Raw genomic sequence first — 12,091 nt, 5'->3', positions numbered from 1 at the left:
GCCATGAGCCGCACCCTGGCCCGCCTGCGCGCCGCCACCGGCGACCCATTGCTGGTGCGCGCCGGCCGCGCCATGGTGCTCACCCCGCACGCCCTGGCCCTGCGCGAACAGGTGCAAGCCCTGGCCCGCGACGCCCGCGCCGTGCTGCAGCCCGCGGGGGAGGACTGGAACCTGGCCACGCTGGAACGTACCTTCACCCTGCGCGCCAACGACGGCTTCATCGAAGCCTTTGCCCCCGCCCTGGTGGCCCGCGCCGCCCGCGAGGCGCCCGGCGTGCGCCTGCGCTTTGCGCCCAAGCCCGACAAGGACGTGCGCCCCCTGCGCGAAGGCCTGATCGACCTGGACCTGGGCGTGCTGGGCCCCGCCGCCGGGCCCGAGGTGCGGGTGCAGGCCATCTACCGCGACCACTTCGTGGGCGCCGTGCGCCCGGGCCACCCGCTGCTGCAAGGCGGCCCCCTCACCCCCGAGCGCTACGCTGCCTGCAACCACATCGTGGCCTCGCGCCGGGGCCATGGCGCCGGGCCGGTGGACGACGCCCTGGCCGAACGCGGCCTGCGCCGCACCGTGGCGGCCATGGTGCCCAGCTTCCGCGCCGCGCTGTCCATTGCCGCGGCAACAGACCTGGTGGCCCTGGTGCCCGCGTCCTTCTTCACCCGGCAAGACGCCCTGGTGGCCTTTGCCCTGCCGGTGAGCACCGAGCCCATCGTCATCTCCCAGATGTGGCACCCCCGACAGGAGCGGGACCCGGGCCACCGCTGGCTGCGCGGCCTGGTGCTGGCCGTCTGCCGGGAAACACTGCCCCCTTCGAACTGCTGATGGCGTGAGCGTCGACCTCATGCACGATGGCGGGCAGCGCCCACGCCCGTGGGCCCCAGCCCGGAGCGGCACCATGGCGACCACCAACACGCAGCAGGACTCTTCCCAACACAGCCCCAAGACCTTGGCCGACCTGGGCCAGGCCTGGCTGGCCTGGCAGATTGCGCTGCTGAAAGGAAACCGCTGGCCCCTTTCGGGTGACGTCACCCAATGGATCAAGACCTGGGGCGAGATCGTCGGGCAGGTGGGGCTGGTCAACTACAACATCGCGGGGACCTCTCACCCGCAGACCGAAAAGCGCATTGGCCGCGAGTACAGCTATGGACGACAGCTGGGGCGCATCATGGAAGTGCTCACGCCGTACCTGGAAAAGCACAAGGGCGAGTTCGTTGGAGAAGAAGAGGAAGACGCGCTGAAGGACTATTTGGCCATGGCCAGGAGGATCGCCAAGCTCAAAGCCAAGCGGTACACCGCGGATGAGGTGGTGGCCATGGTGAAGAAGTGGAAAGACGACGGCGACTTCGAGGCCAACATCCAGAAGCTGCGTGAGGCACTCGACGCGCTGGACGAGGGCTGAGTGCACCGGCCGCATCACATCTGCTATACACTTTCCCGATGCGCTCTGCCACCTTCCCCCCCATCCGCGTCGAACCCAAGGTTCGGGCCGAAGTTGAAGCCGTGCTGCGCGAGGGTGAATCGCTCACCCAGTTCATCGAAGAAGCCGTGGTGGCCGCTGCGGCGTGGCGCCGCGCCCAGGGCGAGTTCGTGGCCCGGGGCGAAGCCGCCATCCGCCAGTGGAAGCAGGAAGGCGGCGGCCAGACGGCAGACGCGGTCATGGCCGATCTGCAGCAACGCCTGGATGAGGCCAAGGCGCAGGCCGCCGGGCGCGCTCGCCGGTGACGGCCAGCTACACCGTCCGGCTGCTGGACTCCGCTGTGGCGGACCTGCGCCGGCTGGAGGACTTCGCCATCGAGCGCGAACTGGCCAGCGAAACGCCGGACTGGACATCGCCCCAACGCGCGCTGGACGCCATTCGCGAAGGCCTGCGCCTGCTGACCTGGTCGCCCTTCTCCTGCCGCAAGGCCGAGCTGGGCAACGGCCAATCGCGCGAACTGATCATTCCCTTCGGCGGCACCGGCTATGTGCTGCTTTTTGAGGTGGTCGGCCATGAGGTCATCGTCGGCGCCGCACGGCACCAGCGCGAAGAAGACTATCGGCCTTGAGGCCGACAGGCGCGATCTCAACCCAGCCCATGAGACCCATGCAGATCCGCCCCATCCTGCCCGAGGAAATCGAACCGGCCCGCCTGCTCCTGGCCGCCAATGGCTGGGGGCCGCGTGTGGAGGACCCCGCTGTCTTCCGCGAGCTGGTGGCTCGCTCGCACGTGGCCCTGGTGGCGGTTGAGCAAGCACGGGTCATCGGCTTCCTCCGAGCCGTCAGCGATGGGCTGTTCAATGGCTACATCTCGATGGTCGTGGTGGACAGCGAGCACCGAGGTCGCGGCATCGGCTCGGCACTGGTGCAAACCGCGATGGGCGACAACGAGCGCATGACCTGGGTGCTGCGCGCCGGCCGCACGGGGGTGTCGGCCTTCTACGAGAAGCTGGGGTTTACGGCATCCGAGGTCGCCATGGAGCGGCCTGGCAAGCGCCACTAGGTTCGCTGCGCGGCAAGGCGCTCAAGGCCCCGCCAGAAACGGCAGCAGCTGGGCCCACGCTCAGTTCCTCACCGATGGCCAGCACCGGCATGGGCATGCTCCGCCGAGTTGCAGGTTGGACGCTGCAAGCGAGAGGTGGCTGAGCATGGACGATCAAACCTGTTCACACAGGCCGAGCCTGCCACCATGACCACGCGCTGGCCAGCGCCATGGACACAAAGCCTGCAGCGGCCAGGAAGTGATGCGGGCTGCACCACATCAACGCCATGAGCAAAGCCAACAAGGTGGCGAACACGGCAAAAGCGCTGCCGACAAGCCGCCAGAGGCGTCTTCGTCGAGGCAGCGAAACAGCCACCCCCACCGCCGAGGCGGTGTTTGCCGACGCGGCCAAGCACCTGAAGGAGCTGGACCAGCTGGTGACCATGACCCGAGAGATCAAGGTGCTGAAGCGAAACAGCGTGGAGGACGTGGTGAAGCAGGTGCAGCGCTGGAAGGGCGCGGAGGACCTCCTGGCCAGGATCCAGAAGCTGCGTGAGGCGCTCGACGCGTTGGACGAGGCATGAGCGCCCCCAGGATCACAGCATGATCAGAATGCGTGGCCGGCGCTGCGCACCGTGCGGATGATCATCTCGTTGACGTCCACGTCCGCGGGCTGGTCGATCGCATAGAGCACCGCATGGGCGATCGCCTTGGCATCGAGTGCGACGCTGCGCAGTTGGTCCACAGCCGCTTTTGTGTCGTCGACGGAGATGTCGTGGCCAAGCTCCGAGGTCGTGACGCCAGGGGAGATGGTCGTCACACGAATCTCTGTCGTCTCCTGCCGCAATCCTTCCATGATCGCGCGCACCGCATACTTGCTCGCGCAGTACACGCCGAACTGGGCACCGACCGCGTGCGCTCCCGTGGACGCGGTGCTCAAGATGTGGCCGCTGCCCTGCGCTTCCATGATGGGGAGCACGGCCGCGATGCCGTTGAGTACGCCCTTGATGTTGATGTCGACGATGGCATCCCACTCCTCGACCTTGAGCGCACGCATCGGCGACACCGGCATCACACCGGCGTTGTTGAAGATGACGTCGACACGGCCGAACTTGTCCTTGGCGAAGTTCGCGAAAGCCGCAACGTCGGCGCGGTTGACGACGTCGAGGGGGCGGAATTCCGCGGTGCCGCCGGCGGCACGAATCTCGGCGGCTATCTTTTCGAGACGATCCGTGCGCCGCGCACCGAGGATGACCGTATGCCCAGCGGCGCCCAGCGTGCGGGCGGTGGCTTCGCCGATGCCGCTGCTGGCACCGGTGATGAGGACGACTTTGCTGCTCTTCATGGGTGAGAACTCTCCGTGTTGGGTGGGTCGCTTTCGCGATGGAGAGAGCATCGGTCCGGGGGGCCGCCCTTGGAATACACGAAGCTGCTGCGTGATTGCCGGATCCTCCAAATCCTGGCGTCGGACGATTGAGGCGGACCGCGTCGACGCGTATCGTCCCGGCCCATGGACAAGCCAATCAATGCGCCGAGTCGGGACCGACTGGCCGAGCTGGGCCGGCTGATCGTCAAAAACTCCAATGGGACAGACGGCATGCACCCCGTCGCCATCGACGGTCTGCAGTGCATCCGTGTGTCGGCGCCAGACATGGAGCTGCCGCATGTGTACAAGCCCTGCATCTGCGTCATCGTGCAGGGCGAGAAGCAGGTATTGCTTGAAAACGAGATCTACCGTTACGCGCCAGCACAGTTCCTCGCGGTGTCGGTCGACTTGCCCTTGTGGGGCCAGGTGCTGGTCGCGAGCCCCGAGGCACCGTACCTTTGCCTCGCGATCGACCTCGACATGCACACCATCGCGGATCTGGTCGCGCAATCGGGTGACGCGGGCGGGTCACGCGGCGAGACGTCGCGCGGCCTGTTCGTCGGCGATCTAGACGACCTGACGCTCGAGGCGGTGCTGCGATTGGCCCGGCTGCTCGACGCGCCCCATGACATTGCCGTGCTGGCCCCACTGGCGCTGCGCGAGTTCCACTATCGATTGCTGCGGGGTCCGTACGGGTCGGCGATTGCGCAGATGGCGATCGCGGGCAGCAACATGCACAAGATGGGGCAGATCATCCGGCGCATGCGCACGCACTATGCGGAGCCGATTCGCGTGGAGGAGCTCGCATCCCATGCAAACATGAGCCCGTCGTCGTTCCATCAGCACTTCAAGGCCGTGACCGCACTGAGTCCGCTTCAGTACCAGAAACGGCTTCGACTCACGGAAGCGCGGGGGCTGCTGTTGGCAGGCGGCATGGATGCCGCGAGCGCCGCCTATCGGGTGGGCTATCAAAGCGTGTCGCAGTTCAGTCGCGAGTACGCACGCCTGTTCGGCGCGCCACCGATGCGTGATGTCGAGGCCTTGCGACGCGCTTAGGCGCAGCGCGCTCAAGCCCCCGCCAGAAACGGCAGCAACTGGGCCAGCACGGCGTCCGGGCATTCCTCCATCACGAAGTGGCCGCAGGCCGGGATGACTTCGCCCTGCAGCTGGGGCGCCAGGGGGCGCAGGGTGTCCTTCAGCGCCGCGCCCACGCTCAGCTCACCGCCGATGGCCAGCACCGGCATGGGCAGGCCCCGCGCCGCACGCTGGCGGTTCTGGGCCAGGGCTTCTTCGCTGGCGCCTGCGCGGTAGTAGGCAAAGGCGGTGCGGGCGCCGCCCGGCTGGGTGTAGACGCGGGTGTATTCGTCCAGCACCTGGGGCGTGAACACCCAGGGCTTGGCGGCGCGCTGGGCGAACAGCCAGCCCAGGTATTCGCGCTCGCGGCCTGCCACCAGCATCTCCGGCAGATCGGGCAGGCGGTTGAAGGCGAAGTGCCAGGTGCGCACGTTCACCGCATCCGACGGAATGCCGGCCGGCGGGGGCGGTGACACCCCCAGCAGCGCCGCCTCCATCAGACCCAGGCGGCGCACGTCGGCCGGCCAGTCCGCCGCGTAGGCAAAGGCAATCCACCCGCCCACGTCGTGGCCCACCACGTCGATGGGGCCGTCGTCGGTCAGGCCCAGGTGCTGCACCAGGGCATGCAGATCGGCCGCCACGGTGGCCGTGTCGTAGCCGGTGGGCGGGTGGTCCGAATCGCCCATGCCACGCGGGTCCACCGCAATGACGCGGTGGCCGGCCGCCGCCAGCGCGGGCATCACGTCGCGCCAGGCGTACCAGCTCTGCGGCCAACCGGGAATGAGCAGCAGCGGACGGCCATGACCCCCTTCCACGTAGTGCAGGCGCACGCCGCGCACCGTGGCCATGCCGTGGCGGAAGGCCGGGCCCAGGCCGTGCACCGTGTCGCCCTGGGTGGCTGTGGCGTAGAGTTCCATGTTTTGGATCATTTCAGTTCCTAAATCATCAAAGAAATGGGCGGTTGCCCGCCCGCGTTGTGGCAGCGTGCCGGCCGCGTCAGTCCAGCAGCTTCATGCCCGCGTCCACCAGGCTGGCCCCCAGGCGCTTGCGCAGCGCGGGGCTCTTGCCCGCCACCCGAAAGCCCTGCACCAGGCACAGCAGCGCCGCCGCCGTGGCGTCGGCATCCAGCGTGTGCGGCAGCGAGCCATCGGCCACACCGGCCTGGACCAGCGTCTTGAACAGCCCCTGCACATGCGACAGGGCCTGATCGACGCGCTGCGCGGCGTCCCGGTCGATCACCGTGGCCTCTGCCGCGGTGGCCACCACCAGGCAGCCCAGCCGACCCTGCGGGCCGGTGGCCTGGCCCAGGTAGTGCTGCAGCACCTGCCGCAGACGTTCCTTGCCCGTGCCGGGGCCGTTCACGATGTCGGCCAGCACGCGCTGGCCGCGGGCCACATAGCGCTCAAAGGCCAGCGCAAAGGCCGAGGGCTTGTCGACGAAGGCCTTGTAGAAACTGCCCCGCGTCAGCCCGGTGCCGGCCATCAGATCGGTGATGGCCGTGCCGGTGTAGCCGCGCTGCCGGAAGACATCCACCAGCTGGTCCACCGCTTCGTCGTAATCGAACTCGCGCGGCCGGCCGCGTGGGGCAGAGGGCTTGGGCAGGGATGCAGGCATGCGGCGATTATGGAACACATTAGTTCCAAATATCAAATGTACGACCCCAGGCCGCCAGCGAAACCAGAAACTACATTCGCTCCATGTCGCCCCCCGGGCAAGCCATTGCTTATCTGATGCGCGCTCCGCACGACCCCGGTGAAGTCACCGTGTACCTGGGTGATCGCCAGGTGGCGGTCTTGCCGGCCGAGACGTACACAGCCGTGTCCGTGGCGCCGGGCAGCTATGAGCTCAAGGGGGTGGTGGCGGGCCAGGCGCAAGCCAGCGACAGTGGCTTGACCGTGACCTTCCAGGCCGGAGAGCGACGCTTTTTTTACACCGCAGTGCCCAGCGATTCGCACGTTGCCTTCACGCCGCTGCTTGGGGCCGCGACGTTCCTCCCCATGCGCAGCCCGGTGGGCCCTCGCACCTGGCAGGAATGCCGCGAGGTGGATGCGCAGGGTCTGATGTCCATTGGCAGGCTGGTGCTGCCTGCCAACTGACTGCTAATTGGGTTCGTTGATCACCGCCTCAATGGCATGCCCATCCGGGTCGATGAGAAAGGCTGCGTAGTAGTGGGGCCCGTAGTGCGGCCGCAGGCCCGGCGCGCCGTTGCACTGCCCGCCCACCGCCAGCGCGGCGGCGTGGAAGCGGTCCACCGCCGCGCGGCTGGGCGCCGCAAAAGCCACATGAAAGCCCGGTCCCGGCGCGATGACCGGCGTGCGCAGCTTCAGGCAAAGCTTGTCCTGCCCGTCCTCCACCCCGTAGCCAATGGCCGTGTCGTCTTCAAACACACGCCGATAGCCCAGGGCGCCCAGCGCGGCGTCGTAGAAGGCGCCGCTGAGTTGCAGGTTGGAGACGGCGAGCGAGAGGTGGTGGAGCATGGCTTGTTGGAGGATCAAACCGTCCTACGGTACTTGGTACTGCGCGAGCTTGCGCTCGGCTGCTTCGCGGAACCCTTCGTGCGGCGCCTGTTCGATGGCGCGTTGAATCACGGACACCGCTTGATCATGAAAGCCCAATCGTTCCAGGCACCAGGCCTGGCTCTCGTAGTACCAGACGGAGCTGATCTCCTCGAACATCGCCGTCAAGCCTTCAACCGAGGCCATGCGGGCAAGCAGATGCGGTGCCTTCTCCCGCAGCACTGACAGGATGCGGCCCCACACTTCTGGGCCATCGTCGACGCCAACGACCCAGCGCTGCTGACCCTCGATGTGTTTGCAGCACCCCAGGTTGATCAAACAGCGATTGGGCGGCAGCTCGGGGTGCGTGACACGCAGCTCGATGTCGAACCGATAGGGTGAGTAGGGAGAGCGTGGACCGGACTCCAACACCACGGTTTGCACCAGGCCCTGCGCCGTCGTTCGCTGGCTTCTGCGCGCCGTCTTGCGGAACCCCATGGGCTTCAAGCACTCTTGATGAAGCTGTCGGAACAGGGCATCTCTTGGATCGACCATGTTGTTTGCTTACTCGTTCTGCGCTGCGCAGGCAGGCAGGCCCGAATGTAGGCTACTCCCGTTGCCCAGCAGGCGCCGCGGACCCAGCAAGCCAAACTCACGCACTCGTCTTCAGCTTGACCAACATCCTCTTCATCTGCAGCCGCAACCAGTGGCGCAGCCCCACCGCCGAGGCGGTGTTTGCCGACGCGCCGGGCGTGGAATGCCTGTCGGCCGGCCTGAACCATGACGCCGAAAACCCGCTGACGGCGGAACTGATGGATTGGGCCGACCTGATCTTTGTGATGGAGCGCGACCACCAGGCGCGGCTGAAAGCGCGCTTTCGCCCGCAGCTGACCGGCAAGACGGTGGTGTGCCTGGGCATTCCAGACCGCTACCGCTACATGGACCCGGCGCTGGTGGCGCTGCTGCGCGCCAGGGTGACGCGGCATTTGCCGAAGGGTTGAGGCTCCGCCAAAAGGAAACCCTGACAGCCCCTGGGTGATTCATCCTCCCGAGAGAGGATGCACCCCCTCGTTTGCAATTCGATACACGCGCAAACTGAGCCCGAAAGAAACCGGGCATGACAGAAGAAAACTCTTTGGCCGCCCCCGCTGCGGCCCCTGCGGCAGAACCGCCATCCAAACCCCTGCTGAGCTGGCCAACCACCACGGCCATTGCCACCGCATCGGTTGGCGTGGGTGCTGTGCTGCCGGGCACTGTTAGCCCAGTCATTCCCTAAGAACTTTTCATAAACCAACGGCAGCCTAAGAATTCGTCCGAATTTGCAACCGCACCCCAAATAATACTTACGCCCTAAATATTAACCCACTAGAGAATGTCAGAATTATGAAGATCAAATCTGTTCGCCTAAACCGCTTCCGTGGTTACGACACTCCCGTTCGAGTCGAGATGGATGACTTATGCGTCTTGATTGGCCGAAACGATATCGGGAAATCAACATTTCTTGAAGCTCTGGACATATTCTTCAACGAAGGCAAGGGCTGCATTAAGATTGACAAAGAGGACATTAATAAAAAGTGCGTAGAGGCTGGGAATGAAGATATTGAAATCGAAGTCGAGTTCACAGACTTGCCCGATAAATTAATCATCGATGCAACAAACGAGACCTCTCTCCGAGAGGAGTTTTTATTGACTCTCGAAGGCACACTCAAGATCCTCAAGAGATACCCATCAGCAGGCAAAGAGAAGGTTTTTATAAAAGCACACCACCCGGCCAATAAAGAATGCAGGGATCTTTTGCTCAAGAAGATCTCAGACCTTAGGAAAATCCTTGACGATCAAAAGATCGAATGCCCCGACAGAACGAAAAGCGCGGAGATTAGGAAGGCGATCTGGGGAAATCAGAGTATTCTCCAGCTGGAAGAAAGCGAGATTGAAATCGCAAAAATTGACAGCAAGAACGTCTGGGAGCAACTCAAGGGATACATGCCCTTGTACACGCTATTTCAATCGGATAGAAAGAACACCGACTCAGATGACGAGGTACAGGACCCGATGAGAATCGCGGTCAAGGAAATACTTAGCGAGACATCGATTCAGCGCGAACTTAGCAATATCGCAGAAATCGTGAAGGGTCGACTGGAGACTGTTGCAGAAAGAACCCTTGCCAAACTCAACGAGCTGAATCCAGATATCGCAAAATCCCTTGACCCCAACATCCCGGATCCTGCCAACCTAAAATGGGCGGACGTTTTCAAGGGAGTCTCCATATCTGGCGACGACGACATCCCCATAAATAAAAGAGGAAGCGGAGTTAAGCGCCTCGTACTAATCAGCTTCTTCCGCGCCGAGGCTGAGAGAAGGCAGGCTGAATCGAACCTTCCAAACATCATCTACGCGATTGAAGAGCCGGAAACATCACAACACCCCGATCATCAGCGCGGCCTTACGGATGCGCTCATCGCGCTGTCCAAGACCAGAAATACACAAGTAATTCTCACCACCCATAGCCCAGAGATCGTAAAAAGACTCAAATTCGAAGATATCGTTCTGGTAACAAACAACCAAACAGAAAAAATATCAAGAGTTCAACGAAGCGAATTACCATACCCTAGCCTGAACGAAGTAAATTTCGCCGCCTTCGGTGAAGCAACCCACGAATATCACAACGAACTATATGGGTACATTGAAGCGGAGGGCCGCTTGTCCGACTACAAGAATGGAAGACCCCTGAGAAAATATATGAAAATCCGCAAAAACGGATCTACAGAGCATCAAGAAATTCCATTAACCGAGTACATTCGGCATCAGATCCATCACCCGGAGAACACCCACAACGCGCCTTTCACGCCCCAAGAGCTTTGTGAGTCAATTCAGGCGATGCGACTCTTCATCAAAGGGCTATAAATTAGCGAAGGCTCTCCTGCCCCTCCACCCTCACCCCCCTCACATCCACCCTTCCCACCTCATCCACCACCCGCAGGCTGTAGTCGCCGGGTTGGGGGGGCAGCCAGGGCAGGCTTTCGCCGGGGGCGGTGCGGCCCAGCAGGCTGTCGTTGGCAAACCAGTACAGGGTTTTGACGCCGGCCGCGGCGTCGGCGCGCAGCAGCAGGGGCTGGGGTTTGCGGGGGTTGAGCAGGTAACGCACGGCCCGCAGGGGCGAGGTGATGGTGGGGGCGTCGGCGCCGGTGGCGTCGGGCACTGGGCCGAGGGTGCTGCCGGCTGAGCTGGCGCCATTGCGGCAGGCGCTGTCGTCCAGGGTGCGGCGGGGCAGGCCGGCTTGTTTGAACAGGCGCTGCATGTCGCTGCCCCACTGTTCCACCACCACTTCTTTGGCGTGCGGGGCGCTGGCGGCCTGGGGGCCGCACAGCACCTGGCCGGTCTGTGCGTCCACCCACAGGGCGCGGTGCAGGTGGCTGGGCTGGATGGGCGACTTGCCGGCAATGAACCAGGTGGTGGTGCGCGCGGGGCACAGGGCGTCCGGCGGGGCGCCGGTGCTGGTGCACACCTCCACGCGGCGCAGGTTGGCGGGCTGGGGCTGAGGCAGTTCGCCCGGGTCCAGGCGCTGGGCGCGCAGGGCGTCCACCATGCGCAGAAAGAGCGGGGCCGCGGCGTCAATGCCGATGAAGGCGGGGTTGCCGCTGCCGTCAAATTCGCCCACCCACACCACCAGCACGTGGCGGCCGAAGACGCCGGCCGTCCACGCGTCCCGAAAGCCCCAGGACGTGCCCGTCTTCCAGGCGATGGCGGGCTGGGCGGGGGCGCCGGTGTCGGGCCGGGGCGTCTGGCGCAGCATGTCCAGGGTGATGAAGGCGGCTTCGGGGCTGAGCAGGCGCGGCGGGGCGGCGGCTTCTTCGGGCAGTGCGGCGCAGGGGCCTTGCGGCGGCGGGCGCAGGTAGCTCAGCGGGCGGGCCACCCCGCCGTTGGGCAGCAGGGCGTAGAGGCGGGCCAGTTCTTCGGGCGTCACCTCCCCACCGCCCAGCACCAGGGCCAGGCCGTAGTGGGCTTCGCTTTCCAGGCGGCTGATGTGGTTGAGCTGCAGAAACTGGTAGAGGTTGGGCTGGGTGAGCCGCGCGGCCAGGGAGACGGCGGGGATGTTGCGGCTGCGGATGAGCGCGTCCTGCGCGGCCACGGGGCCCATGAACTGGCCGTCGAAGTTCTCCGGCGTGAAGGGGCCGAAGGCGGTGGGCGCGTCCTTCAGCAGGGTGCGGGGGTGCAACAGGCCTTGGTCCAGCCCCAGGGCGTAGATGAAGGGCTTGAGGGTGGAGCCGGGCGAGCGCTTGCCCAGGGTGCCGTTGACCTGGCCGGCGATGGCTTCGTCCCGGTAGTTGGCCGAGCCAACGACGGCGCGCACTTCCATGGTGGATGCGTCCAGCAGCAGGGCGCTGGCGTTGCGGATGCCCACACCGGCCCGGCCCTTGAGGTAGCCGGCCATCACGCGTTCCAGGGTGCGCTGCATGGGCAGGTCCAGCGTGGTGTGGATGCTGCCGTCGTCTTCCAGCACGGGGTTGTCGCGCGCGCTGGCCTGGCGAGCCTGGGCCAGCAGCATGTCGGTGAGGTGCGGGGCTTCGAAGGGCAGCTGGCCGCGGCTGAGGGCGGCCAGCGGGGGCAGGTGGGCGTCGGCCTCGCCGGGGTGGCGCGCGCGCCAGAGCGCCCACAGGCGCTGGCGGGCGGCTTCCAGCGCGGGGTTGGGGGCGGCACCGGGCG

General features: G+C 65.1%; 16 protein-coding genes. 10 read left to right on the top strand and 6 right to left on the bottom strand.

The window, feature by feature from the left end; translation table 11 throughout:
• The 6 genes from I73_RS12495 to I73_RS12470 form a co-directional block, all read left to right on the top strand.
• A partial coding sequence (locus I73_RS12495; RefSeq protein ID WP_026096658.1) for a LysR family transcriptional regulator occupies window positions 1-816 on the top strand: 816 nt, incomplete at its 5' end.
• A gap of 73 nt (window positions 817-889) precedes the next feature.
• On the top strand, window positions 890-1,393 hold the full coding sequence (locus I73_RS12490) for a hypothetical protein (RefSeq protein WP_022980915.1): 504 nt from the start codon (window positions 890-892) through the stop codon (window positions 1,391-1,393).
• Between the two features lie 38 nt (window positions 1,394-1,431).
• Window positions 1,432-1,716: a YlcI/YnfO family protein gene (locus tag I73_RS12485; protein ID WP_022980914.1), complete on the top strand. Its 285-nt coding sequence runs from the start codon at window positions 1,432-1,434 to the stop codon at window positions 1,714-1,716.
• Window positions 1,713-2,039, top strand: a complete 327-nt coding sequence (locus I73_RS12480; protein ID WP_022980913.1) for a type II toxin-antitoxin system RelE/ParE family toxin — start codon at window positions 1,713-1,715, stop codon at window positions 2,037-2,039. The genes I73_RS12485 and I73_RS12480 overlap by 4 nt, the downstream gene beginning before the upstream one ends.
• 38 nt (window positions 2,040-2,077) lie before the next feature.
• Window positions 2,078-2,473, top strand: a complete 396-nt coding sequence (locus I73_RS12475; RefSeq protein WP_022980912.1) for a GNAT family N-acetyltransferase — start codon at window positions 2,078-2,080, stop codon at window positions 2,471-2,473.
• Between the two features lie 266 nt (window positions 2,474-2,739).
• Entirely contained in the window at window positions 2,740-3,036 is a 297-nt protein-coding gene (locus I73_RS12470; RefSeq protein ID WP_022980911.1) for a hypothetical protein, read from the top strand.
• A gap of 23 nt (window positions 3,037-3,059) precedes the next feature.
• Here I73_RS12470 and I73_RS12465 read toward each other — a convergent pair whose 3' ends face one another.
• The gene (locus I73_RS12465; RefSeq protein ID WP_022980910.1) at window positions 3,060-3,797 is read right to left on the bottom strand and encodes an SDR family oxidoreductase; all 738 of its coding nucleotides are present in this window, start codon (window positions 3,795-3,797) and stop codon (window positions 3,060-3,062) included.
• Between the two features lie 165 nt (window positions 3,798-3,962).
• Between I73_RS12465 and I73_RS12460 the strand changes: the two genes are divergently transcribed.
• Complete coding sequence (locus I73_RS12460) at window positions 3,963-4,874, top strand: AraC family transcriptional regulator (RefSeq protein ID WP_022980909.1); 912 nt, start codon at window positions 3,963-3,965, stop codon at window positions 4,872-4,874.
• An 11-nt stretch (window positions 4,875-4,885) separates the two neighbouring features.
• On the opposite strand, the gene I73_RS12455 is transcribed toward I73_RS12460, so the two are convergent.
• Entirely contained in the window at window positions 4,886-5,809 is a 924-nt protein-coding gene (locus I73_RS12455; protein WP_051049195.1) for an alpha/beta fold hydrolase, read from the bottom strand.
• Between the two features lie 79 nt (window positions 5,810-5,888).
• The gene (locus I73_RS12450; protein WP_022980907.1) at window positions 5,889-6,506 is read right to left on the bottom strand and encodes a TetR/AcrR family transcriptional regulator; all 618 of its coding nucleotides are present in this window, start codon (window positions 6,504-6,506) and stop codon (window positions 5,889-5,891) included.
• Window positions 6,507-6,589: 83 nt separating this feature from the next.
• On the opposite strand from I73_RS12450, the gene I73_RS12445 reads away from it, so the two are divergent.
• The gene (locus I73_RS12445; RefSeq protein WP_148289785.1) at window positions 6,590-6,988 is read left to right on the top strand and encodes a hypothetical protein; all 399 of its coding nucleotides are present in this window, start codon (window positions 6,590-6,592) and stop codon (window positions 6,986-6,988) included.
• A 3-nt stretch (window positions 6,989-6,991) separates the two neighbouring features.
• Here the strand turns inward: I73_RS12445 and I73_RS12440 are convergent, their stop codons facing one another.
• Together I73_RS12440 and I73_RS12435 are read right to left on the bottom strand one after the other, a co-directional pair.
• On the bottom strand, window positions 6,992-7,369 hold the full coding sequence (locus I73_RS12440) for a VOC family protein (protein WP_022980905.1): 378 nt from the start codon (window positions 7,367-7,369) through the stop codon (window positions 6,992-6,994).
• Window positions 7,370-7,393: 24 nt separating this feature from the next.
• Entirely contained in the window at window positions 7,394-7,885 is a 492-nt protein-coding gene (locus I73_RS12435) for a hypothetical protein (protein WP_022980904.1), read from the bottom strand.
• 173 nt (window positions 7,886-8,058) lie between these two features.
• Between I73_RS12435 and I73_RS12430 the strand changes: the two genes are divergently transcribed.
• Both I73_RS12430 and I73_RS31635 read left to right on the top strand, forming a co-directional pair.
• The gene (locus I73_RS12430; protein WP_022980903.1) at window positions 8,059-8,388 is read left to right on the top strand and encodes a low molecular weight protein tyrosine phosphatase family protein; all 330 of its coding nucleotides are present in this window, start codon (window positions 8,059-8,061) and stop codon (window positions 8,386-8,388) included.
• A gap of 382 nt (window positions 8,389-8,770) precedes the next feature.
• The gene (locus tag I73_RS31635; RefSeq protein WP_083876701.1) at window positions 8,771-10,291 is read left to right on the top strand and encodes an ATP-binding protein; all 1,521 of its coding nucleotides are present in this window, start codon (window positions 8,771-8,773) and stop codon (window positions 10,289-10,291) included.
• Window position 10,292: 1 nt separating this feature from the next.
• Here the strand turns inward: I73_RS31635 and pbpC are convergent.
• Window positions 10,293-12,091, bottom strand: a 1,799-nt coding sequence (gene pbpC, locus I73_RS12425) for a penicillin-binding protein 1C (protein ID WP_022980902.1), incomplete at its 5' end; no start/stop codon positions are given.

Origin of the sequence: Ideonella sp. B508-1, assembly GCF_000333615.1 — a bacterium.
Taxonomy (GTDB): Bacteria; Pseudomonadota; Gammaproteobacteria; order Burkholderiales; family Burkholderiaceae_C; genus Ideonella.
Note: the sequence above shows the minus strand (reverse complement) of the source record. Positions and strands in the feature narration are given on the sequence as shown.

Coding starts and splice junctions, on each gene's coding strand:
- I73_RS12490 (WP_022980915.1), top strand. CDS start 890: ATGGCGACCACCAACACGCAGCAGGACTCTTCCCAACACAGCCCCAAG.
- I73_RS12485 (WP_022980914.1), top strand. CDS start 1,432: ATGCGCTCTGCCACCTTCCCCCCCATCCGCGTCGAACCCAAGGTTCGG.
- I73_RS12475 (WP_022980912.1), top strand. CDS start 2,078: ATGCAGATCCGCCCCATCCTGCCCGAGGAAATCGAACCGGCCCGCCTG.
- I73_RS12470 (WP_022980911.1), top strand. CDS start 2,740: ATGAGCAAAGCCAACAAGGTGGCGAACACGGCAAAAGCGCTGCCGACA.
- I73_RS12465 (WP_022980910.1), bottom strand. CDS start 3,797: ATGAAGAGCAGCAAAGTCGTCCTCATCACCGGTGCCAGCAGCGGCATC.
- I73_RS12460 (WP_022980909.1), top strand. CDS start 3,963: ATGGACAAGCCAATCAATGCGCCGAGTCGGGACCGACTGGCCGAGCTG.
- I73_RS12455 (WP_051049195.1), bottom strand. CDS start 5,809: ATGGAACTCTACGCCACAGCCACCCAGGGCGACACGGTGCACGGCCTG.
- I73_RS12450 (WP_022980907.1), bottom strand. CDS start 6,506: ATGCCTGCATCCCTGCCCAAGCCCTCTGCCCCACGCGGCCGGCCGCGC.
- I73_RS12445 (WP_148289785.1), top strand. CDS start 6,590: ATGTCGCCCCCCGGGCAAGCCATTGCTTATCTGATGCGCGCTCCGCAC.
- I73_RS12440 (WP_022980905.1), bottom strand. CDS start 7,369: ATGCTCCACCACCTCTCGCTCGCCGTCTCCAACCTGCAACTCAGCGGC.
- I73_RS12435 (WP_022980904.1), bottom strand. CDS start 7,885: ATGGGGTTCCGCAAGACGGCGCGCAGAAGCCAGCGAACGACGGCGCAG.
- I73_RS31635 (WP_083876701.1), top strand. CDS start 8,771: ATGAAGATCAAATCTGTTCGCCTAAACCGCTTCCGTGGTTACGACACT.